At 68.4% G+C, this 22,795-nt stretch carries 19 protein-coding genes; all 19 read left to right on the top strand.

The annotated features are described in order from the left end of the window. Positions 1-60 precede the first annotated feature (60 nt). Positions 61-915 (top strand): 30S ribosomal protein S2, encoded by an 855-nt coding sequence (gene rpsB / locus E2F46_RS05645; RefSeq protein WP_133321114.1) that lies wholly within the window; start codon positions 61-63, stop codon positions 913-915. Between the two features lie 123 nt (positions 916-1,038). Beyond that, complete coding sequence (gene tsf, locus E2F46_RS05650; RefSeq protein WP_133321115.1) at positions 1,039-1,908, top strand: translation elongation factor Ts; 870 nt, start codon at positions 1,039-1,041, stop codon at positions 1,906-1,908. Positions 1,909-2,462: 554 nt separating this feature from the next. Further along, positions 2,463-3,194: a UMP kinase gene (gene pyrH / locus E2F46_RS05655; RefSeq protein WP_133321116.1), complete on the top strand. Its 732-nt coding sequence runs from the start codon at positions 2,463-2,465 to the stop codon at positions 3,192-3,194. A gap of 133 nt (positions 3,195-3,327) precedes the next feature. Further along, on the top strand, positions 3,328-3,885 hold the full coding sequence (gene frr / locus E2F46_RS05660; RefSeq protein WP_133321117.1) for a ribosome recycling factor: 558 nt from the start codon (positions 3,328-3,330) through the stop codon (positions 3,883-3,885). 37 nt (positions 3,886-3,922) lie between these two features. Further along, on the top strand, positions 3,923-4,693 hold the full coding sequence (gene uppS, locus E2F46_RS05665) for a polyprenyl diphosphate synthase (RefSeq protein WP_133321118.1): 771 nt from the start codon (positions 3,923-3,925) through the stop codon (positions 4,691-4,693). Then, complete coding sequence (locus tag E2F46_RS05670; RefSeq protein WP_133321119.1) at positions 4,690-5,568, top strand: phosphatidate cytidylyltransferase; 879 nt, start codon at positions 4,690-4,692, stop codon at positions 5,566-5,568. The genes uppS and E2F46_RS05670 overlap by 4 nt, the downstream gene beginning before the upstream one ends. A gap of 63 nt (positions 5,569-5,631) precedes the next feature. Next, on the top strand, positions 5,632-6,804 hold the full coding sequence (gene dxr / locus E2F46_RS05675; protein WP_133321120.1) for a 1-deoxy-D-xylulose-5-phosphate reductoisomerase: 1,173 nt from the start codon (positions 5,632-5,634) through the stop codon (positions 6,802-6,804). Between the two features lie 22 nt (positions 6,805-6,826). After that, positions 6,827-8,188: an RIP metalloprotease RseP gene (gene rseP, locus E2F46_RS05680; protein WP_133321121.1), complete on the top strand. Its 1,362-nt coding sequence runs from the start codon at positions 6,827-6,829 to the stop codon at positions 8,186-8,188. Positions 8,189-8,253: 65 nt separating this feature from the next. After that, positions 8,254-10,785 carry an outer membrane protein assembly factor BamA gene (bamA, locus tag E2F46_RS05685; RefSeq protein ID WP_133321122.1) on the top strand — a complete coding sequence of 844 codons (2,532 nt, stop codon included), beginning with the start codon at positions 8,254-8,256 and terminating at the stop codon, positions 10,783-10,785. A gap of 14 nt (positions 10,786-10,799) precedes the next feature. Beyond that, the gene (lpxD, locus tag E2F46_RS05690; protein WP_133321123.1) at positions 10,800-11,852 is read left to right on the top strand and encodes a UDP-3-O-(3-hydroxymyristoyl)glucosamine N-acyltransferase; all 1,053 of its coding nucleotides are present in this window, start codon (positions 10,800-10,802) and stop codon (positions 11,850-11,852) included. Beyond that, positions 11,849-12,304 carry a 3-hydroxyacyl-ACP dehydratase FabZ gene (gene fabZ / locus E2F46_RS05695; RefSeq protein WP_133321124.1) on the top strand — a complete coding sequence of 152 codons (456 nt, stop codon included), beginning with the start codon at positions 11,849-11,851 and terminating at the stop codon, positions 12,302-12,304. Before lpxD ends, fabZ begins: the two co-directional genes overlap by 4 nt. Before the next feature lies 1 nt (position 12,305). Continuing rightward, positions 12,306-13,091 (top strand): acyl-ACP--UDP-N-acetylglucosamine O-acyltransferase, encoded by a 786-nt coding sequence (lpxA, locus tag E2F46_RS05700; protein WP_133321125.1) that lies wholly within the window; start codon positions 12,306-12,308, stop codon positions 13,089-13,091. Continuing rightward, positions 13,046-14,248 carry a lipid-A-disaccharide synthase gene (lpxB, locus tag E2F46_RS05705; RefSeq protein WP_133321368.1) on the top strand — a complete coding sequence of 401 codons (1,203 nt, stop codon included), beginning with the start codon at positions 13,046-13,048 and terminating at the stop codon, positions 14,246-14,248. The genes lpxA and lpxB overlap by 46 nt, the downstream gene beginning before the upstream one ends. Continuing rightward, entirely contained in the window at positions 14,245-14,817 is a 573-nt protein-coding gene (rnhB, locus tag E2F46_RS05710) for a ribonuclease HII (RefSeq protein ID WP_133321126.1), read from the top strand. Before lpxB ends, rnhB begins: the two co-directional genes overlap by 4 nt. A gap of 55 nt (positions 14,818-14,872) precedes the next feature. Next, positions 14,873-15,880 carry an LPS-assembly lipoprotein LptE gene (locus E2F46_RS05715; protein ID WP_133321127.1) on the top strand — a complete coding sequence of 336 codons (1,008 nt, stop codon included), beginning with the start codon at positions 14,873-14,875 and terminating at the stop codon, positions 15,878-15,880. Between the two features lie 227 nt (positions 15,881-16,107). Then, positions 16,108-19,635 carry a DNA polymerase III subunit alpha gene (gene dnaE, locus E2F46_RS05720; RefSeq protein ID WP_133321128.1) on the top strand — a complete coding sequence of 1,176 codons (3,528 nt, stop codon included), beginning with the start codon at positions 16,108-16,110 and terminating at the stop codon, positions 19,633-19,635. Between the two features lie 272 nt (positions 19,636-19,907). Continuing rightward, the gene (locus E2F46_RS05725) at positions 19,908-20,867 is read left to right on the top strand and encodes an acetyl-CoA carboxylase carboxyltransferase subunit alpha (RefSeq protein WP_133321129.1); all 960 of its coding nucleotides are present in this window, start codon (positions 19,908-19,910) and stop codon (positions 20,865-20,867) included. 24 nt (positions 20,868-20,891) lie between these two features. After that, positions 20,892-21,629: a tetratricopeptide repeat protein gene (locus tag E2F46_RS05730; RefSeq protein WP_133321130.1), complete on the top strand. Its 738-nt coding sequence runs from the start codon at positions 20,892-20,894 to the stop codon at positions 21,627-21,629. 251 nt (positions 21,630-21,880) lie between these two features. Further along, positions 21,881-22,726: a class I SAM-dependent methyltransferase gene (locus E2F46_RS05735; protein ID WP_133321131.1), complete on the top strand. Its 846-nt coding sequence runs from the start codon at positions 21,881-21,883 to the stop codon at positions 22,724-22,726. Positions 22,727-22,795: the final 69 nt, after the last annotated feature.

A 22,795-nucleotide genomic window follows, 5' to 3' on the forward strand; every position in this document is an offset into this window, starting at 1 on the left:
GCAGGCGCACCGCCCATCCCTTTGCCGTGGCGGCCGGTTCCCTGTCAGGAGTAACAAGCAATGCCCCAGATCACCATGCGCCAGATGCTGGAAGCCGGCGTGCACTTCGGCCACCAGACGCGCTACTGGAACCCCAAGATGGCGCCGTACATCTTCGGTGCCCGCGGCAAGATCCACATCATCAACCTCGAAAAGACCGTCCCGCTGTTCTCGGACGCGATGAACTTCATCTCCGGCATCGCGCAGAAGCGCGGCATGATCCTGTTCATCGGCACCAAGCGCAGCGCGCGCGAGCCGATCAAGGAAGAAGCCGAGCGTTGCGGCATGCCGTTCATGACCCAGCGCTGGCTGGGCGGCACGCTGACCAACTTCGCCACGGTGAAGAAGTCGGTGTCGCGCCTGAAGGAGCTGGAAGCGGCCGAGACCGACGGCACCTTCGAGAAGCTGGTCAAGCACGAAGTGCTGGGCCTGCGCCGCGAGCGCGACAAGCTGGAAGCCTCGCTGGGCGGCATCAAGGAGATGAACCGCCTGCCCGACGCGCTGTTCGTGATCGACATCGGCCATGAAGACATCGCCATCAAGGAAGCCAAGAAGCTCGGCATCCCGGTGATCGCGGTCGTCGACACCAACTACGACCCGGCCTTGGTCGATTACGCCATCCCGGGCAACGACGACGCCATCCGCGCCGTGCAGCTCTACGCCCGTGCCGCCGCCGACGCCGTGCTGGAAGGCAAGGCCGCCGCGCCGAGCGCGGCCACGGTCCGCGAGGAAGACTTCAACGACGGCGACAAGGCCCGCAAGCCGGCCCGCAAGGCGCCTGCGAAGAAGTCCGAGGAAGCTGAAGGCGAAGCCAAGGCCGAAGCCAGCGCTGAAGCCAAGGCCGACGACGCCGCGGACGCCAAGCCGGCCGAGTAACGGCCGCGCAACGCAACCGCGACACGCTGTCGCGGTTGCGAATGCGGCCACGTGGCCGCACGTCAACAGCATGCATGTGGCGGGCACGCGCCCGCCGACCCCATTACGAATACGAGGTACCCGATGGAAATCACCGCATCCCTGGTCAAGGACCTGCGCGAGCGCACCGGCGCCGGCATGATGGAGTGCAAGAAGGCGCTCACCGAGCACAACGGCGACATCGACGCCGCGGCTGAGGCCCTGCGCAAGTCCGGCCTGGCCAAGGCCGACAAGAAGGCCAGCCGCGTCGCGGCCGAGGGCCGCATTGCCGCGGCGCAGAGCGACGGCAAGGCCGTGCTGGTCGAGATCAACTCCGAGACCGACTTCGTGGCCAAGGACGACAACTTCATCGGCTTCACCGAGACCGTGGCCCGGGCCGCGCTCGGCGCCAGCGACGTCGAGGCCCTCAAGGCCGTCAAGCTGGACTCCGGCGAGACCGTCGAGGAAACCCGCGCCGCCGTGATCGCCAAGGTCGGCGAGAACGTGCAGGTGCGCCGCATGGCCCGGATCGACAGCGCCAACAACGTCGCCGCCTACGTGCACGGCGGCAAGATCGGCGTGCTGGTCGAGGTCAAGGGCGGCGATGCCGACCTGGCGCGCGGCCTGGCGATGCACATCGCCGCGATGAACCCGCCGCACAACAAGCAGTCCGACGTGCCGGCCGACTTCATCGCCAAGGAAAAGGAAATCGAGCTGGCGAAGATGTCCGACAAGGATCGCAGCAAGCCGGCCGAGATCCTCGAGAAGATCATCGGCGGCAAGATCGCCAAGATCGTCAACGAGGTCAGCCTGTACGGCCAGCCCTACGTGCTCGACACCGACAAGACCGTCGAGGCCGTGCTCAAGGCCGCCGGTGCGGAAGTCATCGGCTTCCAGCGCCTGGCCGTGGGCGAAGGCATCGAGAAGGTGGTCGAGGATTACGCCGCCGAAGTCGCCAAGGCGATGCAGGTCTGATCCACGCACCACCGTTGCAAGCAAGAAGGCCGCGGCGATCCCGCGGCCTTTTTCATGGTGCTTCTTCCAAGTCCGGGGACGCAGGGGGCGCCTGCCGGGGCCGCGCCGAGTCGCGGCCCGATATCCGCTTGGGCAGCGCGGCCACGACAGGCACCCCTGGTTCTCCAGCGCGCCTGACGAAAGCCCGGAGCAATGACAACAACGTCGTTCCGCTTCTGACGAACCCGCGACGATCTCCGCAGCGCAGGTTCGATACCACCGCAACCAAGCGGATATCGGGCCGCGACTTGCGGTGGCATCGGGCCTGCGCCACCGCGCGGCGGTGCCTTCTCCTCGATCGCGAGAAGAATCTCGTTATGTCCGCCTTACGGGCTTGGATGAGCGGTACTCGACCCAAGGAAGATCAAGGCCAAAGGCCAAAGCGGGTCGATGTGCGGGAAGCGGGCGGCCAGATGCGCTCTGCCCAGACTGCGGAGCAACCCAGACGCCGCTTGCCACTGACGCCACTGCCCGCGTCGGCTAGAATCCTCGCGTTTGCCCGCCCGGAGCCTTCCATGTCGCAACTCGCCTATCGCCGCGTCCTGTTGAAACTGTCCGGCGAGGCGTTGATGGGCGACGAGGATTACGGCATCGACCCGAAGGTCATCACCCGGCTGGCGCGGGAAGTGATCGAGGCGCAACAGGCCGGGGCCGAGGTGGGCGTGGTGATCGGCGGCGGCAACATCTTCCGCGGCGCGGGCCTGGCGGCCGGCGGCATGGACCGGGTGACCGGCGACCAGATGGGCATGCTGGCCACGGTCATCAACGCACTGGCGATGCAGGACGCACTGGAAAAGCTCGGCGCGCGGGTGCGCGTGATGAGCGCGATCAAGATCAACGACGTGTGCGAGGACTACATCCGCCGCCGCGCCATCCGCCACCTCGAGAAGGGCCGGATCGGCATCTTCGCCGCCGGCACCGGCAACCCGTTCTTCACCACCGACTCGGGCGCGGCGCTGCGCGCGATCGAGATCGGCGCCGACCTGCTGCTCAAGGCCACCAAGGTCGACGGCGTCTACGACAAGGACCCGAAGAAGCATGCCGATGCGGTGCGCTTCGACAGCCTGACCTACGACGACGTGATCAGCCGCGACCTCCAGGTCATGGACACGGCCGCGTTCGCCCTGTGCCGCGACAGCGACCTGCCGCTGCGCATCTTCGACATGTCCCAGCCCGGCGTACTGCTGCGTATCCTCAAGGGCGAGGCGATCGGCACCCTGGTCCGCGGCCGCACGCCCGGCCACTGAGTCCCGCATCCCGAGCAGGCCAGTCCGGCGCCCTTCGCGCGCCTGCCGCCCGCCGTTGGCCTGTCGGCAATACCGCCAACCGGCCCACGCCCTATAATCCGACGGTTATACGCACAGGATCCCGGAGCCGCCGATGCTCAACGACATCAAGAAAGACGCCCAGACCCGCATGGCCAAGAGCATCGATGCCCTGCGCCACAACCTGGTCAAGATCCGCACCGGCCGCGCCTCCACCGGGCTGGTGGACACCATCCGCGTAAACGCCTACGGCAGCGACGTGCCGCTGTCGCAGGTGGCGGCGGTATCGGTGGCCGACGCACGCTCGCTGGTCATCAACCCGTGGGACAAGGGCATGGTGGGCGCGGTGGAGAAGGCGATCCTGGCGTCCGACCTGGGCCTGACTCCCAACACCGCCGGCACCACCATCCGCCTGAACCTGCCGGCGCTGACCGAAGAACGCCGCAAGGACCTGACCAAGGTCGTGCACGGGGAAGGCGAGGACGCGAAGGTCGCGATCCGCAATATCCGTCGCGATGCCAACCAGGCCGTCAAGGAATTGCTGAAGGACAAGCAGATCTCCGAGGACGACGTGCGCCGGGGCGAGGATGAGATCCAGAAGATCACCGACAAGGCGATCAAGGACGTCGACGAGGTGGTCAAGGCGAAGGAAACCGAGCTGATGGCGGTCTGAGCGGCGCGGCTGCCTGCCCGCGCCCGCCACGGACGCCATGTCGATCGTGACTCCACCGCCTGCGGTGCCCCGCCACCTCGCCATCATCATGGATGGCAACGGTCGCTGGGCGGCGCAGCGCAAGCGCCCGCGCATGATCGGGCACCGCGCCGGCGCGCGCGCGGTCAACACCTGCATCGATTTCTGCCTCGAGCGCGGCATCGCCGCGCTCACGTTGTTCGCGTTCTCCAGCGAGAACTGGGGGAGGCCGGAGGAAGAAGTCGGTGCACTGATGAAGCTGTTCCTCAACGCGCTGGAGCGTGAGGTGGACGAACTGCACCGGCGCGGCGTGCGCGTGCGCTTCATCGGCGAGCGACAACGCTTCAGCGACGCCATCCGCGCGCGAATGCAGCACGCCGAATCCCTGACCGCCGGCAACACCCGCCTGCATCTGGGTATCGCCGCGAGCTACGGTGGCCGGCAGGACATCGCGCACGCCGCGCGCTCGCTGGCCGAAGACGTCGCGGCCGGCCGGTTGCGCCCGGAGGACATCGACGAGTCCGTGTTCGGCACGCGGGTGGCGCTGGCCGACCTGCCGCCGCCGGACCTGTTCATCCGCACCGGGGGCGACATCCGCATCAGCAACTTCCTGCTGTGGCAGCTTGCCTACACCGAGCTGTGGTTCACCGACATCCTGTGGCCTGAATTCGATGCTTCCGCGCTGCAGGCCGCGCTGCAGGCCTATGCCAGCCGCGAGCGCCGCTACGGCCTGACCAGCGCGCAACTTGCGCAGGGCGCCGCAGCCCTTTCCGAGGTATCCGCCCGATGACCCGCACCCGCGTCCTCACTGCGCTGATCATCGCGCCATTGGCCATTGCCGCGGTGCTGCTGCTGCCCACGCCGTGGATGGTGGCGGTGACGGCGGTGGTGTTCCTGATGGCGCTGTGGGAGTGGTTGCGCCTGGCCGGCATCGACGACTCCCTGTCGCGCGGCCTGCTGTTGCTGGCCAACCTGCTGGTGATGGCGGCGCTGGTGTGGGCTTCGCCCAACGACAGCGGTGGTTCACTGGTGCTGTTCAAGCTTGCCAGCGTGGCCGGCGTGGCGTGGTGGCTGGCCTCGATGCTGTGGTTGCGCCGCCCCACCTTCGGCACGGGCCACGATGCCCGCGACTGCATGCTCAAGCTGGCTGCCGGCACGCTGGCGGTGGTGCCGGCATGGTGTGCGCTGGCGCTGATCCATGCCAGCGACAACGCGCCCAGCGCCATTGCCTGGGTGCCGCAGGGCCATGTCTGGCTGCTGCTGGCGCTGATGATCGTCTGGGCCGCGGACACCGGCGCTTACTTCGCCGGGCGACGCTTCGGCGGCAGGTTCTCCAAGGGACGCAAGCTGGCACCGGCCATCAGCCCCAACAAGACCATCGAAGGCATGGTGGGTGGATTGCTCGCCGGCGTGCTGGTGGCACTGTTGCTGGCACCCGTGGCCGGCGCCTCGCTGGTCGAGCTGCCGCTGGTGGCGCTGGTCGCCCTGCTGACCGCGGTGTTCTCGGTGTTCGGCGACCTGTTCGAGAGCCTGCTCAAGCGGCAGGCCGGCGTGAAGGATTCCGGCACCCTGCTGCCGGGCCACGGCGGCGTGCTCGACCGCATCGACGGGGTGCTGGCCGCGCTGCCGGTGTTCGCCGTCGGCAAGATCTGGCTCGGGTTCTAGCATGCCGCCGTGCATGGTCCTTGCCCCGTGCCGTACCCGCCCCTCCCTGCGGGTGGGCGGTTGATGCGCCACGTCGCCGTCCTGGGCGCGACGGGGTCGATCGGGGCCTCCGCGCTTGACGTGATTGCCCGCCATCCCAATCGCCTGCGCGCATCGGTGCTGGCCGCGGGTAGCAACGTCGACGCCTTGCTGGCCCTGTGCGCCCGGCACCGTCCCGACCACGCCGTGGTGGCCGATGCCCGCAGCCACGCCGCCCTGCGCGACGGCCTGCAGGCGCTGGGCCTGGCCACGAAGGCCCACGCCGGCGCGGAGGCACTGGATGCACTGGCCGCCGAAGGGGGCAGCGACACCGTGGTGGCGGCCATCGTGGGCGCCGCCGGGCTGGATTCCACGCTGGCCGCCGCACGCGCGGGCAAGCGCCTGCTGCTGGCCAACAAGGAGTCCCTGGTGCTCGCCGGGGAGCTGCTGATGGCCGAAGCCGCACAGGCAGGCGCCGACATCGTGCCGATCGACAGCGAGCACAACGCCATCTTCCAGTGCCTGCACGGCGGCGGCGCGCATGGCGGCGTGCAGCGCATCGCCCTGACCGCATCGGGCGGGCCGTTCCGCGGACGCACGCGCGCGGACCTTGCGCGGGTCACGCCGGAGCAGGCCGTGGCGCACCCGAAATGGTCGATGGGCCCGAAGATCTCGGTCGATTCGGCCACGCTGATGAACAAGGGGCTGGAGCTGATCGAAGCCCACCACCTGTTCGGACTGACGGGCGACCGCCTGGACGTGCTGGTGCATCCGCAAAGCCTGGTGCACGCGCTGGTGTCGTTCGTCGATGGCTCGATGCTGGCGCAGCTGGGCCTGCCCGACATGCGCACCGCGCTGGCGGTGGGGCTGGGCTGGCCGCAGCGGCTGGCCTCGGGCGTGGACGCGCTCGACCTGCTGGCGCAGGGACGGCTGGAGTTCGAGCCACCGGACCTGGACACGTTCCCGTGCCTGCGCCTGGCCCGCGAGGCCATGGACGCCGGCGGCACCGCGCCGGCGGTGCTCAATGCCGCCAATGAAGTCGCGGTTTCAGCCTTTCTTCAGGGCCGCATCGGTTTCCTGTCGGTCCCCGCACTGGTCGAACAGACGCTTGCGGCCCTTCCCTCCTGTCCCGCGGAGTCGCTGGCGATGCTGCGGGACGTCGACGCGCGTGCACGGCGGCACGCGGAGTCGGCCATCGCCAGCGGTGCCTTCGCATGAACCCTCGCCATGAGCCCCTGCAATGACTGATTTCCTCGGCTCGGTGTGGTGGTTGCTGGTCAGCCTCGGCATCCTGGTGACCTTCCACGAGTTCGGCCACTACTGGGTGGCCCGGCGCTGCGGCGTGAAGGTGTTGCGCTTCTCGGTGGGGTTCGGCCGCGCGCTGTGGTCGCGCACCGCCCGCGACGGCACCGAGTACCGCGTCGCCGCCATCCCGCTGGGCGGCTACGTGAAGATGCTCGACGAGCGCGAGTACGAGGTGCCGGCCGCCGACGCGCCGCAGGCCTTCAACCGGCAGTCGGTGTGGAAGCGCATCGCGATCGTCGCGGCCGGCCCTGCCGCCAACCTGCTGCTGTGTTTCCTGCTGCTGTGGGCGATGTTCGTGGTCGGCCGTCCCGACTACGCGCCCGCACTGGGCCGCGCCGACGGCATCGCCGCGGTGTCCGGGCTGCGCGCCGGCGACGTGGTGGATCGTGTCGGCGATCGCGCCACGCCGACCTGGATGGAGCTGCAGATGGCCCTGCTGCCCCATGCGCTGGACCGCCGCGACGTGTCCATGCGGGTGACCGACGCGCAGGGCAATGCTCGACCGCTGACGCTGGAACTGTCGCGGCTGCCGGAAGGCTTCGACCAGCGCCGCGTGGTGCAGAGCATCGGCCTGACCCCGCGCCATGGGGTGATGCCGGCCGTGATCGGCCGCGTGCTGCCGGATTCACCGGCCTGGGGCCAGTTGGCCGAGGGCGACGTGGTGACGGCCATCGACGGGCGCCCGGTGGACAGCTTCGAGACCATGGCCGCCGAAGTCCGCGCCCTGGGCGAGCGCGGCGGCGATGCGATGGTCGAAGTCACCCGCGACGGCGAACGCATGGCGTTCCCGATCCAGCCCGATCCCGTGGAACAGGGCGATGGCACGATGGGCTGGCGGCTGGGCATCGAGGCGCCTCGCAACCTGGAACTGCCGCCCAAGGATGCCCTGCAGCGCTATGGCCCGGTCGCGGCCGTTCCCGCGGCACTCCGCGAAGTCGGCCACCTCACCGGGCAGCTGGTGGGCATGGTTGGCCGCGCATTCAGCGGCCGCCTGGCGGTGGAGAACACCGTCGCCGGCCCCGTGACCATCGCCCGCGCCGCCAACAGCTACGCCCAGCAGGGCGTGGCCTGGTACCTGACCATCCTCGCCCTGCTGTCGCTCAGTCTGGCGATCCTCAACCTGCTGCCGATCCCGCTCTTGGACGGGGGTCACCTGATGTATTACCTTATCGAGTTGGTCAAGGGCAGCCCGTTAAGCGACCGTGCGATGGCGGCCGGGCAATATGTCGGCCTGGTACTGCTGGCGAGCCTGATGGGCCTGGCGTTCTACAACGACATCATCCAACTGGTGCGCTGATGCCTGCCCATGACCCCGCCGTTGCGTGTCCCGCGACGGTGCAATCCCCAATCCGGATCCGATAGATGACGCGTACTCCTGCCCGCCGCTTGATCGCCCTCGCCCTCGCCACGGCCATTGCCGCCCCGGCCTGGGCCCAGACGGCCGGCCAGCAGCCCCCTGCATCCGTCGCCCCTGCCGGCGCCAGCCAGTTCACCGTCAGCGACATCCGCGTCGACGGCCTGCAGCGCATCGGCGCCGGCACCGTGTTCACCTACCTGCCGATCGAGCGTGGCGACACCGTCGACCAGACCCGCATCGGCGAAGCCATGCGCCGCCTCTACGGCACCGGTTTCTTCGAGGACATCCGCTTCGCGCGGCAGGGCGACATCCTCGTGGTCACGGTCACCGAGCGCCCGGCGATCAACCGCTTGACCATCACCGGCAACAAGGACATCAAGACCGAGGACCTGACCCGCGGCCTGTCCGACATCGGCCTGTCCGAGGGCGAGACCTTCGACCGCCTCGCACTGGACCGGGTAACCCAGGAGCTGACCCGCCAGTACAACAACCGCGGCAAGTACAACGTCGCGATCACCCCGACCGTGTCATCGCTCGACCGCAACCGCGTCGACGTGACCATCGCGGTCGAGGAAGGCAAGGCGGCGAAGATCCGCCACATCAACCTGGTCGGCAACGAGACCTTCGAGTTCGACGACGTCACCGACAACTGGGAATCCGGCGTGAGCAACTGGCTCAGCTGGTACCGTCGCGACGACCAGTATTCCAAGGAAAAGCTGTCCGGCGACCTGGAAAAGCTGCACAACTTCTACCTCGACCGCGGCTACGTCGACTTCAGCATCGACAGCACCCAGGTGGCGATCAGCCCCGACAAGCGCGACATGTACATCAGCGCCGGCATCACCGAGGGCGAGGTCTACACCATTTCCTCGGTCGAGCTGACCGGCGACACGGTATTGCCGAAGGAAGACCTGGAACGGCTGTTGCTGGTCCGCGCCGACCAGACGTTCTCGCGGGCGCTGCTGGAATTCACCACCGATTCGATCATCGCCACGCTCTCGAACGTGGGCTACGCATTCGCGCAGGTCAACCCGATCCCCGAGGTCGATCGCGCCAACCGCACCATCGCCATCAACCTGCAGGTCGTTCCCGGCCCGCGCGTGAACGTGCGTCGCGTGGTGTTCCGCGGCAACACCCGTACCTCCGACGAAGTGATGCGGCGCGAGATGCGCCAGTTCGAGGGCTCGTGGTATTCGCAGGCCGCGGTGGACCGTTCGAAGGTCCGCCTGCAGCGCCTGGGCTACTTCGAATCCGGCAGCGTCAACATCGAGACCCAGCCGGTCCCGGGCAGCAGCGACGAGGTCGACGTGGTGGTCAGCGTCAAGGAAACCACCTCCGGCAGCTTCGTGTTCGGCCTCGGCTACTCGCAGCTCAGCGGCATGACCACGTCGATCCAGCTGTCGCAGGACAACTTCCTCGGCAGCGGCAACCGGGTCTCGGTCGCGGCCCAGCGCAACGTGTACCTGCAGCGCTACTCGTTCTCGTACATGAACCCGTACTTCACCGATGAAGGCCTGCAGTTGGGCTACAACCTGTGGTGGCGCGAGTTCGACAACTCCGAGTTCAACACCGCGCAATACTCGTCGACCAGCGCGGCGGCACAAACCATCCTCGGCATTCCGATCACCGAAACAGATTCGGTCTCGGCCCTGTTCGGCATCGACCGCAACCAGATCTTCGCGTTCCCGGGCAGCACCCCGCAGTCGATCGTCGATTACATCGACGCCATCGGCCAGCGCACCTTCCACGCCTGGCGCGGCGAACTGGCATGGGCGCGAGACTCGCGCAACGATTTCCTGCAGCCGACCCGGGGCACCCTGCAGCGCGTCTCGCTGGAAGCCACACTGCCGGGTTCGACCGCCGAGTACTACAAGATCAACTACGAGTTCTCCAGATACTGGCCGATCAATCGCGCGCTGGTGCTCAATACCCGCTTCGAACTCGGCTATGGCGACAGCTACGGCTCCGACGTAAGCCGCACGATCTGCCAGTCGCTGCCCGGCCAGCCGTTGCCGCCACCGGGCGCTGGCGACCCCAACGATGTTCCTGGCGGCACCGGATCGGACGGCTGTGGGCCGGGCTCCCAGTTCTCCCGGACCCTCGTGGCCAGCGGCCTGCCGTTCTTCGAGAACTTCTACGCCGGCGGCGCGCGCTCGGTACGTGGCTTCCGCGACAACACGCTCGGCCCGCGCGAAGCCGCGTTCAACAGCACCTTCCAGCAGCCGATCGGTGGCGCGCTGAAAACCATCGGTTCGGTCGAGATGTTCTTCCCGCAACTGATCAAGTCGCCGGCGGCACGCGTGTCTGCGTTCGTCGACGTGGGCAACGTATTCAAGGACGTGGATGCGTTCGAAAGCAGCGAACTGCGTGCTTCGGCCGGCATTGCGCTGATGTGGCGCGCCCCGGTCGGTCCGATTTCGATCAGCTACTCCATGCCGCTGCGGAGCAAGGACGCCATCCGCGACGAAAACGGGAACATCACGCAGCAAGGTGACGAGCTGGAGCGCTTGCAATTCACCTTCGGCGGCGCGTTCTGACGCCGGCGTAATCCATGTCTGGCGACGTGACCGGCTACACCGCGTCAGCACTGGCCGAACGGTTCGGGCTGGCCGTCCACGGGGATCCCGAAGTGTCCGTCCGCGGCGTGGCCACGCTGGCGAATGCCGGTGCCGTCGACCTGGCCTTCCTCGCCAACCCGAAGTACCGGGGCCAATTGGCCGACTGCAAGGCGGGGATCGTGGTCATGCGCGAAGCCGATGCCGAGGGCTACACCGGCACGGCCCTGCTCGCCGACGACCCGTATGTCGCCTTCGCGCGCATCGCGGCGCTGTTCGAGGCACGCCCGGCGACGCAGCCCGGCATCCATCCGAGCGCAGTCGTCGACCCGACCGCAAGCGTGCACCCCGATGCCAGCATCGGTCCGTACACCAGCATTGGCGCGCGAACGCAAGTGGCTGCCCGCGCGCGCATCGGCGCGGGTTGCGTGCTGGGCGAGGATTGCGCCGTGGACGAAGGCTGCGAACTGGTCGCTCGCGTCACCCTCGTCAGGCGCGTTCGCCTCGGCAAGCGGGTGCTGGTGCATCCCGGGGCGGTGCTGGGCGCGGACGGTTTCGGCATTGCACTCGCGCGCACGCCGGGCGGTGAGCCCCACTGGATCAAGGTGCCGCAGCTGGGCGGCGTGCGCATCGGCGACGACTGCGAGATCGGTGCCAACACCACCATCGACCGGGGCGCGCTGGACGATACCGAGCTGGAGCACGACGTCCGCCTCGACAACCAGATCCAGATCGGCCACAACGTGTGCATCGGCGCACATACCGCGATCGCCGGTTGCGCGGCGGTGGCAGGCAGTACGCGCATCGGCCGCTACTGCCTGATTGGCGGTGCCGCCGGCATCGTCGGCCACATCGAGATCTGCGATCGCGTCACCGTGACCGCCATGAGCCTGGTCACCGGCAGCATCCGCGAGCCGGGGGAGTATTCTTCCGGAACGCCACTGATGGACAATCGCGAATGGCGCCGCAACGCGGCCCGGTTCCGCCAGCTCGACCGGCTGGCGCGCGACGTGGCCGCACACAACAGGAAGGACAAGGGGGAGGAATGAACCAGGACGTCAAGCTGCCGATCGACATCGAGGGCATCCAGAAGCTGCTGCCGCACCGTTATCCCTTCCTGCTGGTCGATCGCGTGGTCGAGTTCGAGGCCGGCAAGCGCGTCCGCTGCTACAAGAACGTCAGCATCAACGAGCACTTCTTCCTCGGCCACTTCCCCGCGCACGCGGTGATGCCCGGCGTGCTGGTGATCGAGGCGCTGGCGCAGGCCGGCGGCGTGCTCACCCAGCTCACCCACGGCGGCGGACTTGCAGGACGCCTGTCCTACCTGGTCAAGGTGGACAACGCGAAGTTCTCGCGGATGGTGGTGCCCGGCGACCGCCTCGACCTGGAGGTCGAAGTGAAGCGCGAAATCCGCAACATGACCCTGTACTGCGGCGTGGCGCGGGTGGACGGCGAGCAAGTGGCCTGCGCCGACATCCTCTGCGCCGAAGTGCGCGAGTGACATGACCGGCGCGCGCATCCATCCCACCGCCTTCATCGATCCGGGCGCCCGCCTGGGCGAGGGCGTGACGATAGGCGCGTTCACGGTGATCGGCGCCGACGTCGAGATCGGCGATGGCACGCACGTCGGTCCGCACTGCAGCGTACACGGCCCGACCCGCATCGGCCGCGACAACCGCATCATCGGCCATGCCGCGATCGGCGGTGAGCCGCAAGACAAGAAGTTCCGCGGCGAACGCGTGGAACTCGAGATCGGCGACCGCAACCTGGTACGCGAGTTCGTCACGCTCAACCGCGGCACGGGCGACGGCGGCGGCATCACCCGCATCGGCCACGACAACTGGTTCCTCGCTTACACGCACGTCGCCCACGACTGCATCGTCGGCAACCATTGCGTGTTCTCCAACAACGCCACGCTGGCCGGGCATGTCGAGATCGGCGACCATGTCATCCTCAGCGGTTTCGCCGGCATCCACCAGTTCTGCCGCATCGGCGCGCATGCATTCATCGGCATGGGTGCACTGGTCAATGGCGACGTGCCGCCGTTCGTCACGGTGGCGCAGGATGGCTACGGCCGCCCCCGCGGCATCAATGCCGAAGGGCTCAAGCGGCGTGGCTTCGATGCGGGACGCACTGCAGCCATCAAGCGCGCCTACCGGGCGCTGTACGTCTCGGGTGCCAAGCTCGAGGACGCGAAGGCCCAGCTGGCCGAAATCGCCAGGGACAGCGCGGATGTCCGCGCATTCCTCGACTTCATCGAACGCGGCGACAGGCCGCTGCTGCGGTGACCGCGCAACCGCGGCGCATCGCACTGTGCGCCGGCGAAGCTTCGGGTGACATTCTCGGCGCAGGACTGACCGAACGGCTGCGCGAACGCTTCGCGGATGCGGAGTTCGCCGGCATCGGGGGCCCTGCGATGCGCGCCGCCGGAATGGACACGTGGCACGACGCGTCGGAACTCGCCGTGATGGGGCTGAGCGAGGTGCTGGCCCACCTGCCACGCCTGTTGCGCTTGCGCAGGCAGTTCCGCCAGCGTCTGCTCGCCTGGCGGCCGGACGTGTTCATCGGCATCGACGCGCCCGACTTCAACCTGGGCCTCGAACGCAAGCTCAAGCGCCGCGGCATTCGCACCGTCCACTATGTGAGTCCATCGGTCTGGGCGTGGCGCCAGGGCCGCGCGGCGAAGATCGGCCGCAGCGCCGACCGCGTGCTCTGCCTGTTCCCGATGGAGCCGGCGATCTATGCGCAGCACGGCGTCGATGCGCGCTTCGTGGGCCACCCCATGGCCGATGCCATGCCGCTCAACCCGGATCGCCGGCGCGCGCGCATCGAACTCGGGCTGGCCGAGGATGGCCCGGTGCTCGCGGTCCTGCCCGGATCGAGGATCGGCGAAATCACGCGCTTGGGCGAGATCTTCCTGGCCGCCGCCGCGCAGGTCTCCCACCAGATCGACGGGTTGCGCGTGCTGGTCCCGGTCGCCACGCCCGCGTGCCGCGAACGCATCGAACAGCAGATCGCCGCGTCGCCGCTTCACCCCGGACAGGTCCGGCTGCTGGACGGACAGGCGCGCGAAGCGATGGTCGCCGCCGACGTGGTGCTGCTGGCCTCGGGCACGGCCACGCTTGAAACGATGCTCGCCAAGCGGCCCATGGTCGTCGGTTATCGCATCGCACCCAGCACCTACCGCATCGTCAAGGCGCTGGGCCTGCTGAAGGTCGACCGTTACGCGCTGCCCAACGTGCTGGCCGGCGACACCATCGCCCCGGAACTGATGCAGGACGATTGCACGCCGGAAAAGCTGGCAGCGACGGTGCTGGCATGGTTCCACGACAAGGACGCGGTGGCCGCGCTTGAGCCGATCTATCGGGATCTGCACCTCGCCCTGCGCCGTGACGCCTCGGCCAGCGCCGCCGAAGCGGTCGCCGAACTGATGGCGACGCCATGACCCTGCGGATCGCAGGCGTGGACGAAGCCGGGCGCGGTCCGCTTGCCGGCCCGGTGGTCGTGGCCGCCGTCATCCTCGATCCGGCCCGGCCGATCGAAGGACTGAACGATTCCAAGAAGCTGACCGAAAAGCGCCGCGAGGCGCTGTTCCCGCTGATCGTCGAACGCGCGCTGGCGCATCGCATCGAGTTCGTCGAACGCGACGAGATCGACGCGCTGAACATCCTGCAGGCCACGCTCACCGGCATGCACCGCGCACTGTGCGCCCTGTCGCCGACCGCGACCTTCGCCCGCATCGACGGCAATCGCCTGCCGAAGCACCTGCCCTGTCCTGCCGAAGCCCTGGTCGGCGGCGACGCCATCGACCCGGCAATCATGGCCGCCTCGATCCTCGCCAAGGTCGCCCGCGACCGCGCGATGGTGGCGTTGCACGCGGAGTTCCCGGTCTACGGTTTCGACCGGCACAAGGGCTACCCTTCGGCGACGCATCTGGCGGCGCTGCGAACGCACGGCCCCTGCCCCCATCACCGGCGCGGCTTCGCCCCGGTGCGGCAACTCCTGCTCGTGTAATACCGGATTCGAGGCCATCGCCGCGATGATCGATCCATCCCGCCCACCGCGCCCCATGCGCCGACCGCTGCGACGGCTGGCATGCCTCCTGCCCGTGCTGGCGCTTGCCGGCTGCGGCTACACCTGGCCCGAGGGCGACAAGCATCCCGAATTGCCGGATTTCGAAACGCTCGCCGCGCAGCCCGGCAGCAGCCTCGTCCGCCTGGGCGACGACAGCGAATCGATCCGCGATGTTTTCTGGCGCGAGGGCATGGACGAAGCCTATGTGCTCGTCGCCCAACACCCGCACATCCATTCGCACACCAGCGAGGATCGCGTTTCGATCCGCATCTTCGGGAGCGGCTTCGAACCCGTTGGCGAGATTCCGCTGCCCCTGCCGCTCCGGCACCACATGTACCTGGAGTCTCCGGACATGAGGTTCCTGGATACCGACGGGGAGATCTATCTCGACACATTCCGTGTTTCGCCCGCGACGCGACGCGTCCAGCCCGTTCCGTGCGTGCTGCTGACGGCGTCGCCTTCTCCGTCGCACATCCCGTCCCGGGACGATACCGACTCCCCAGCGCAGGGTGACGACGACCCTTCGGCCTATAGATGCACGCCCAGCAACGATGCGCAGGCCATCGCGCGCAGGATCGACCGCGCCGACAGCATCGGCCGCATCGATGGCGGGGACGACGACGGCCATCGCTTCCTGCTGCGCACAGGGCAACGCCGGGAACTGCTGCTTTTCGAGGCCGGTGCCGCCACACCGGACACGCACCAACGCCTGCGGCAACGGCTTTCCGACGCCAGCCAGCCGGTGCCACGCATGCCGGACGCCAGCAACGTCGAAGACAGTGCGATCGTCGGCAACCGGAGTTCGGGCAATCATTTCGTGTTCGGATTCCATCCCGTGCACATGGTCTATTACCGGGTCGACACCGGCGACGGGCCGCTCCGGTTCAAGCTGCTGCACAAACCCAGCTTCATGGCCATCACCGCTCGCCCGACCCTGGACGGACGGATCGCCCTGCTCTACAGCCCCGGCAACCTGAAGCCACATCGACTGTACGTGAAGTGATCGCCCGTCCCGACGACCGCGCCGGCCGGGGGCAGGTCCCGTTCCGGACCGACCGGCCCATGCCGCGTCGCGGGAACGTCGCCACTCGCGCATCCGGCATGCCGCGTCCCGGCCCGCGCGGAGCAGAATCCGCAGCGTCTGGCGGAAGCCGGCACGCCCGGCCTGTCAAGCCTTGCCCGGCCCGGAAACCGGCCCTACCCTGATCGCTGAATCGCACGGTTCCAGCGATGTCCCGCCGCTTCGTCCATCTCCACCTCCACAGCGAGTATTCGCTGGCCGATTCGACGATCCGCATCCCGGAGCTCGTTGCGCGCTGCGCTGCCCATGGCCAGCCTTCGGTGGCCATCACCGACCGCAACAACCTGTTCTCGCTGGTCAAGTTCTACCGCGCGGCCGAGGGCGCCGGGCTGAAGCCGATCGCCGGGGCCGACGTGATGGTGGCCGATGGCGACGAGGCCGCCTGGCCGCTGACCCTGCTCTGCCGCGACCGCGACGGTTACCTGTCGCTGTCGCGGCTGCTGACGCGCGGCTGGATGGAAGGCCATCGCCACGATGGCGTGGTGGTGCGTCCGGAGTGGCTGCGCGACGCGAACACGGGTCTGTTCGCACTCGCGGGGCGGCACACTGCCGGCGGACGGTTGCTGGCCTCGGGACGCGACGACCTAGCCAGCCAATGGCTCGCCGACTGGCAGCGCAGCTTCGACGAGCGCCTGTTCCTCGAGATCACCCGCTGCGGGCTGGACGGCGAGGCGGCCTTCAATGCCTTCGCGCTGAACGCGTCGGCGCAACGCGGCATCCCGGTCATTGCCAGCAACGACGTGCGCTTCCTCGACGCCGAGGGCTTCGAAGCGCACGAAGCGCGCGTGTGCATCGCCTCCGGCCGCGTGCTGGATGACCCGAAGCGACCCAAGGACTACTCGGCCGACCAGTACCTGAAATCCAGCGACGAGATGGCGGAACTGTTCGCCGACGTGCCGGACGCGATCGACAACAGCATCGCGCTCGCGCAGCGCTGCAACCTTGAGCTGCGGCTGGGGACTTACTACCTGCCGGCCTTCCCGGTGCCGTCCGACGAGACGCTGGAGACCTGGATCCGCAGCGAGGCTCGCCGCGGCCTGGCCACGCGGCTGGAGAAGCATCCGCTGGCACCGGGCCACACCCGCGCCGACTACGACGCGCGGCTGGAACGCGAACTCGACGTCATCGTCGGCATGGGGTTCCCGGGGTACTTCCTGATCGTGGCCGACTTCATCAACTGGGCGAAGGACCACGGCATCCCGGTCGGCCCGGGCCGCGGCTCGGGCGCCGGTTCGCTGGTGGCGTGGGCGCTGGGCATCACCGACCTCGACCCGCTGCCGTACGACCTGCTGTTCGAGCGCTTCCTCAACCCCGAACGCGTGTCGATGCCGGACTTCGACATCGACTTCTGCATGGATCGCCGCGACGAGGTGATCGACTACGTCGCCGCGAAGTACGGCCGCGACCGGGTCAGCCAGATCATCACCTACGGCACCATGGCCGCGAAGGCGGTGCTGCGCGATGCCGGCCGCGTGCTGGGCCACCCCTACGGCTTCGTCGATGGCCTGGCCAAGCTGATCCCGCTGCAGCCGGCCGATCCGCTGTCGCTGGAAGACGCCATCGGCCGCAGCCAGCGCGCGCAGAAGGACGCCTCGTACGTGGTCGCCGAATTCAAGGAGCGCTACGAGTCCGAGGACGAGGTGCGCGACCTGGTCGACCTGGCGCTGCAGCTGGAGGACCTGACCCGAAACGCCGGCAAGCACGCCGGCGGCGTGGTGATCGCGCCGTCGCCGCTGTCGGATTTCTGCCCGTTGTTCGCCGAACACGACGAGGGCGGCCGCGGCCGCAACCCGGTCACCCAGTTCGACAAGGACGACGTGGAATCGATCGGCCTGGTGAAGTTCGACTTCCTCGGCCTGCGCACGCTGACCATCATCGACTGGGCGGTGAAAGCGGTCAATGCGCGTCGTTCCGCAAAGGGCGAAGCGCCACTCGACATCGCCGCACTGCCGCTCGACGATACCGCCAGCTACGAGTTGTTCGCGCGCGGCGATACCGTTGCGGTGTTCCAGTTCGAATCGCGCGGCATGCGCGAATTGCTCAAGCGCGCGAAGCCCGACACGTTCGAGGACATCATCGCGCTCGCGGCGCTGTTCCGTCCCGGCCCGCTGGGCAGCGGGATGGACAAGCAATGGTGCGACCGCAAGCATGGACTTGAGGACGTCAGTTATCCGCACCCGGCGCTGGAGCCGGTGCTGTCGCCGACCTACGGCGTGATCGTGTACCAGGAACAGGTGATGCAGATCGCCCAGGTGCTGGCCGGCTATTCGCTGGGCGGCGCCGACCTGCTGCGCCGCGCGATGGGCAAGAAGAAGGCCGAGGAAATGGCCAAGGAGCGCGCGAAGTTCGAGGCCGGCGCGGCCGACAACGGCGTGGATGCGCGCACCGCCACGCAGATCTTCGACCTGATGGAGAAGTTCGCCGAGTACGGCTTCAACAAGTCGCACTCGGCCGCCTATGCGCTGGTGGCCTACCAGACCGCGTGGCTGAAGGTGCATTACCCGGCCGAGTTCATGGCCGCGGTGCTGTCCTCCGACATGGACAACACCGACAAGGTGGTGGGCTTCCTCACCGAGGCCAGGGCGATGGGACTGACCGTGCTGCCGCCGGACGTCAACGCATCGGCGTACATGTTCGAAGCCATCGACAGCGACACCATCCGCTACGGCCTGGGCGCGGTGAAGGGCGTGGGCCGCGGCGCCTGCGAGTCCGTGGTCGAGGCGCGCCGCGAGGCCGCGTTCGAGGACCTGCTGGATTTCTGCAAGCGCATCGACACCGGCAAGCTCAACCGGCGCACGCTGGAAGCATTGATCCATGCGGGTGCGCTGGATGCGCTGGCGCCCAACCGCGCCTCGCTGATGCTGCAACTGCCCGAGGTATTGAAGGCCACCGAGCAGATCGCGCGCAACCGCGCCGCCGGCATGGTCGACATGTTCGGCAATGCGGCAGGCGCCCCCGACATCCACATCGACCTGCCCACCTGCGGCGACTGGCCGTTGAAGCAGATGCTCGACGGCGAGCGCGACACGCTGGGCCACTACCTCAGCGGCCATCCGCTGGACCCCTACCGCGACGACCTGAAGGCGCTGGTCGGCCACGACCTGGGGCAGCTGGACGCGCTGTGGGCGGCGCGTTCGCCCTCCGAGTCGCGCGGCTGGCGCCCGGAGACGACCGTGGTGGTCGCCGGCCAGGTGATCGCGATGCGCAAACGCGGGGATTCTCAGGCCTTCGTGCTGATCGAGGACGGACGCGGCCGCCTGGAATGCGCGTTCTTCGCCGAGGACTACTTCACCAATGCCGCGCTGCTGACCCGCGACCGCATCCTGGTGATCGAGGGCGGGCTGCGCGAGGACGAATTCAGCGGCGGCTTCGCGCTGCGCGCCCGCCGCTGCTGGGATTACGAGCAGGTCTGCCAGCAGCACGCCAACGGGCTGTCGCTGCAGCTGGACCTGCGCGTGCCCGAGTCGCTGCGCCAGGTGGAATCGCTGTTCGCGCAGCACCGGCCGGGCAAGACGCCGCTGCGCTACGAGCTGCTTTCGCCCAGCGGCAGCACCGGCAAGCTGGACGTCAACGGCAGCCATGGCGTGCGCGTGGCCGCCGACCTGCCCCCGGCGCTGCGCAGCCTGCCGGGCGTGCAGCAGGTCCGGCTGTCGCTGTCGCGGCCGTGGGCGAACTAGGGACGTTCTCCCGCGCCAGGTCAGCGGGTGGCGTCGGGAAGACGCGGCCGCCACGAGTCGTAACCCGATACCCGCCTGACTGCGCCTGATCCTGCGTTACCCCCCATCGGCTGCGAATGCCTGGTTCGCCTGCCTCCGCAGAGACCCGGGACGCACCCCCCGGAATCGGGTGAAGGGCCCGGATCGGCCCCTGCGGGACCAGACGCCCCGGTACGGTCCGGAACAGCCCGGTCGGCTAGACTTTGCGCTTTCCGGCCCACGGCCCGCGCTTGATGAATCCGAATTACCTCGATTTCGAACAGCCCATCGCCGACCTCGAGGCGAAGATCCAGGAGCTGCGGCAGGCCAGCCATGGCCCCGAAGTCAATATCGACAGCGAACTGCACACGCTGCAGGACAAGCTGCGCAAGCGCACCGCGCACATCTTCCGTGACCTGACCCCCTGGCAGGTCTCGCAGCTGGCGCGGCACCCCGCGCGCCCCTACACCAACGACTACATCCGCGAGATCTGCGACGAGTTCGAGGAACTCGCCGGCGACCGCGCCTATGCCGACGATGCCGCCATCGTCGGCGGCCTGGGCCGCATCAACGGCCGCAGCGTGATGATCATCGGCCACCAGAAGGGCCGCGACACCAAGGCCAAGGTGCGCCGCAACTTCGGCATGCCGCGCCCCGAGGGCTACCGCAAGGCGCTGCGGCTGATGAAGATGGCCGAGCGCTTCAAGCTGCCGCTGCTGACCTTCATCGACACGCCTGGCGCGTACCCGGGCATCGGCGCGGAAGAGCGTGGCCAGTCCGAGGCCATCGCCCGCAACCTGATGGAAATGGCCGAGCTCAAGACGCCCATCGTCTGTACCGTGATCGGCGAAGGCGGCTCCGGCGGCGCGCTGGCCATCGGCGTCGGCGACCGCACGCTGATGCTGGAATACAGCACCTACTCGGTGATCTCGCCCGAAGGCTGCGCGTCGATCCTGTGGAAGGACGCGAAGAAGGCCAAGGACGCGGCGGAACAGCTCGGGCTGACCGCGAAGCGCCTGCTGGAACTGGGCCTGGTCGACAAGCTGGTGCGCGAGCCCATCGGCGGCGCGCATCGCAACCCGCGCCAGACCGCGATCCGCCTGAAGGCCGTGCTGCTCAACCAGCTCGACGCACTGGAGCGCATGCCGATGGCGGAACTGCTGGAACGCCGCTACCGCCGCCTGCGCGGCTACGGCGCCTACGAAGCGGCCTGACCGACCACCCGCAAGGACGCAGGCATGGGACCGATCCTCCTCCTCTCGATCCTGCTGCAGGTCGGCTGCGCGGTGCACGTGGTGCGCACCGGTCGCCCGATGTACTGGATCTTCATCCTGCTGATCGGCTCGTACATCGCGGTGCTGATCTACCTGATCGCCGAAGTGCTGCCGGAGCTCGGCAACAGTCGGCATGCGCGACGCGCCGCCAGCGGCCTGCGCGACCGCATCGATCCGGACCGCGGCCGCCGTCGCGCCGCCGATCGGCTGGAAGTCTCCGATACCGTCGACAACCGGCGCGAACTCGCCGAACAGTCCCTGCGCCGTGGCGATCCGGCGAAGGCGCTCGAGCTGTACCGCGCGTCGCTGAAGGGCCTGTATGCGGACGACCCGCACCTGATGCTGGGCATGGCGCGCGCGCAGTTCGCGCTGGGCATGCCCCGTGACGCACGCGCGACCATCGAGGCGCTGATCGCCGCACGGCCCGATTTCCATTCCTACGATGGCCACCTGCTGTACGCGCGCGCCATGGCCGACGGCGGCGACACCACGGCCGCATTGGCCGAGTACGACACCCTGGTCCCCGCCTATCCCGGCGAAGAGGCGCGCGTGCGGCACGGCCTGCTGCTCAAGCGCGTGGGCGAGCAGGCACGGGCGGAACGGCAGTTCCGCGACGTGCTGCGCCGCGCGGAGCTGTCGACCCGGCATTACCGGGACGAACAGCGCGAGTGGATCGCGATCGCGAAGGCCGAACTGGCCTGATCCTCCGCGGCTGCGCTCGATGCGCTCGATGCGCTCGATGCGCTCGATGCGCTCGATGCGCTAGCATCGCAGGCACAGGGGCGCCGTCGACACGGCACAGGGGACAGCAGCACCGCATCCAGCCGCGCCGCCGTGCGTGAAAACGCGCGTGTGGGCCGGGCGCGCGGGCAATCCGGGGACATCACCACGCCCTTCGACGCCGACCATGTGCCGGTGCCGGGCAAGTACGCGCTGCAGGACAGGGGAAAACGATGAGCGAAACGATCGACCGCATCAACCTGCGCACCATGACCACGCCAGCCGTGGTGGCGCACTATGCGCGGCCGTGGTCGCTCAGCGCCGCTGAACAGGCCGCGTTCGACCGCGTCGCGCCACTCGCCCACGGCAAGCCGATCCTCGACATCGGCGTGGGCGGTGGGCGTACGGTGGACGCGTTGCGCGACATCAGCCGCGACTATCTCGGCATCGATTACAGCCAGGAAATGGTGGACGCCTGCCGGCAGCGCTATCCGGACGCGCGTTTCGCGTTCGCCGATGCGCGCGCCATGGGTGCCGTCGCCGACGACTCCATCTTCCTCGCCGTGTTCAGCTGCAACGGCATCGGCATGGTCTCGCACGCCGACCGGCTGTCGATCCTGCGCGAAGTCCAACGCGTGCTGCAGCCGGGCGGCCTGTTCGTGTTTTCCACCCACAACCGCGACTCGGCCGAATTCAGCCGCGGCTTCCGCCTGCCCGATTTCCAGTGGACGGCCAACCCGGCGCGGCTGGTGGTGCGTGCCGCACGCTACGCCTCGGAAACCTGGCAACGGCTGCGCAACCGCAGCCGCCATCGCCCACATGAGGTGCATACGGAGGACTACGCCGTCATCAACGATGTCTGCCACCATTACGGCACGATGCTGTACTACGTCACCCTCGACAAGCAGCGGGAGCAGCTTGCCGACGCGGGCTTCGAGCGCGACGCCGAGGCGTACGACCTGCAGGGCACGCGCTTGGAAGGCGACACGCGCGACGATTCGATCCTGCTGGTCGCACGCAAGCGCAGCGTGTCCCAGGCCATGCCCCCCGCGCTGGCACCATGCACGGCAACCGCCTGACCGGTCGCGCCGCGTCGTTGGCCGTAGCAACGGCACTCCGCTACGATCAAGCACCGCCCCGCGCCTGCC

This window comes from Luteimonas aestuarii, from assembly GCF_004357985.1.
Classification (GTDB): Bacteria; Pseudomonadota; Gammaproteobacteria; order Xanthomonadales; family Xanthomonadaceae; genus Luteimonas; species Luteimonas aestuarii.

What these genes read in the sequence shown, in the direction of transcription:
- rpsB (WP_133321114.1), top strand. Translation starts at nt 61, where the DNA reads ATGCCCCAGATCACCATGCGCCAGATGCTGGAAGCCGGCGTGCACTTC.
- tsf (WP_133321115.1), top strand. Translation starts at nt 1,039, where the DNA reads ATGGAAATCACCGCATCCCTGGTCAAGGACCTGCGCGAGCGCACCGGC.
- pyrH (WP_133321116.1), top strand. Translation starts at nt 2,463, where the DNA reads ATGTCGCAACTCGCCTATCGCCGCGTCCTGTTGAAACTGTCCGGCGAG.
- frr (WP_133321117.1), top strand. Translation starts at nt 3,328, where the DNA reads ATGCTCAACGACATCAAGAAAGACGCCCAGACCCGCATGGCCAAGAGC.
- uppS (WP_133321118.1), top strand. Translation starts at nt 3,923, where the DNA reads ATGTCGATCGTGACTCCACCGCCTGCGGTGCCCCGCCACCTCGCCATC.
- E2F46_RS05670 (WP_133321119.1), top strand. Translation starts at nt 4,690, where the DNA reads ATGACCCGCACCCGCGTCCTCACTGCGCTGATCATCGCGCCATTGGCC.
- dxr (WP_133321120.1), top strand. Translation starts at nt 5,632, where the DNA reads ATGCGCCACGTCGCCGTCCTGGGCGCGACGGGGTCGATCGGGGCCTCC.
- rseP (WP_133321121.1), top strand. Translation starts at nt 6,827, where the DNA reads ATGACTGATTTCCTCGGCTCGGTGTGGTGGTTGCTGGTCAGCCTCGGC.
- bamA (WP_133321122.1), top strand. Translation starts at nt 8,254, where the DNA reads ATGACGCGTACTCCTGCCCGCCGCTTGATCGCCCTCGCCCTCGCCACG.
- lpxD (WP_133321123.1), top strand. Translation starts at nt 10,800, where the DNA reads ATGTCTGGCGACGTGACCGGCTACACCGCGTCAGCACTGGCCGAACGG.
- fabZ (WP_133321124.1), top strand. Translation starts at nt 11,849, where the DNA reads ATGAACCAGGACGTCAAGCTGCCGATCGACATCGAGGGCATCCAGAAG.
- lpxA (WP_133321125.1), top strand. Translation starts at nt 12,306, where the DNA reads ATGACCGGCGCGCGCATCCATCCCACCGCCTTCATCGATCCGGGCGCC.
- rnhB (WP_133321126.1), top strand. Translation starts at nt 14,245, where the DNA reads ATGACCCTGCGGATCGCAGGCGTGGACGAAGCCGGGCGCGGTCCGCTT.
- E2F46_RS05715 (WP_133321127.1), top strand. Translation starts at nt 14,873, where the DNA reads ATGCGCCGACCGCTGCGACGGCTGGCATGCCTCCTGCCCGTGCTGGCG.
- dnaE (WP_133321128.1), top strand. Translation starts at nt 16,108, where the DNA reads ATGTCCCGCCGCTTCGTCCATCTCCACCTCCACAGCGAGTATTCGCTG.
- E2F46_RS05725 (WP_133321129.1), top strand. Translation starts at nt 19,908, where the DNA reads ATGAATCCGAATTACCTCGATTTCGAACAGCCCATCGCCGACCTCGAG.
- E2F46_RS05730 (WP_133321130.1), top strand. Translation starts at nt 20,892, where the DNA reads ATGGGACCGATCCTCCTCCTCTCGATCCTGCTGCAGGTCGGCTGCGCG.
- E2F46_RS05735 (WP_133321131.1), top strand. Translation starts at nt 21,881, where the DNA reads ATGAGCGAAACGATCGACCGCATCAACCTGCGCACCATGACCACGCCA.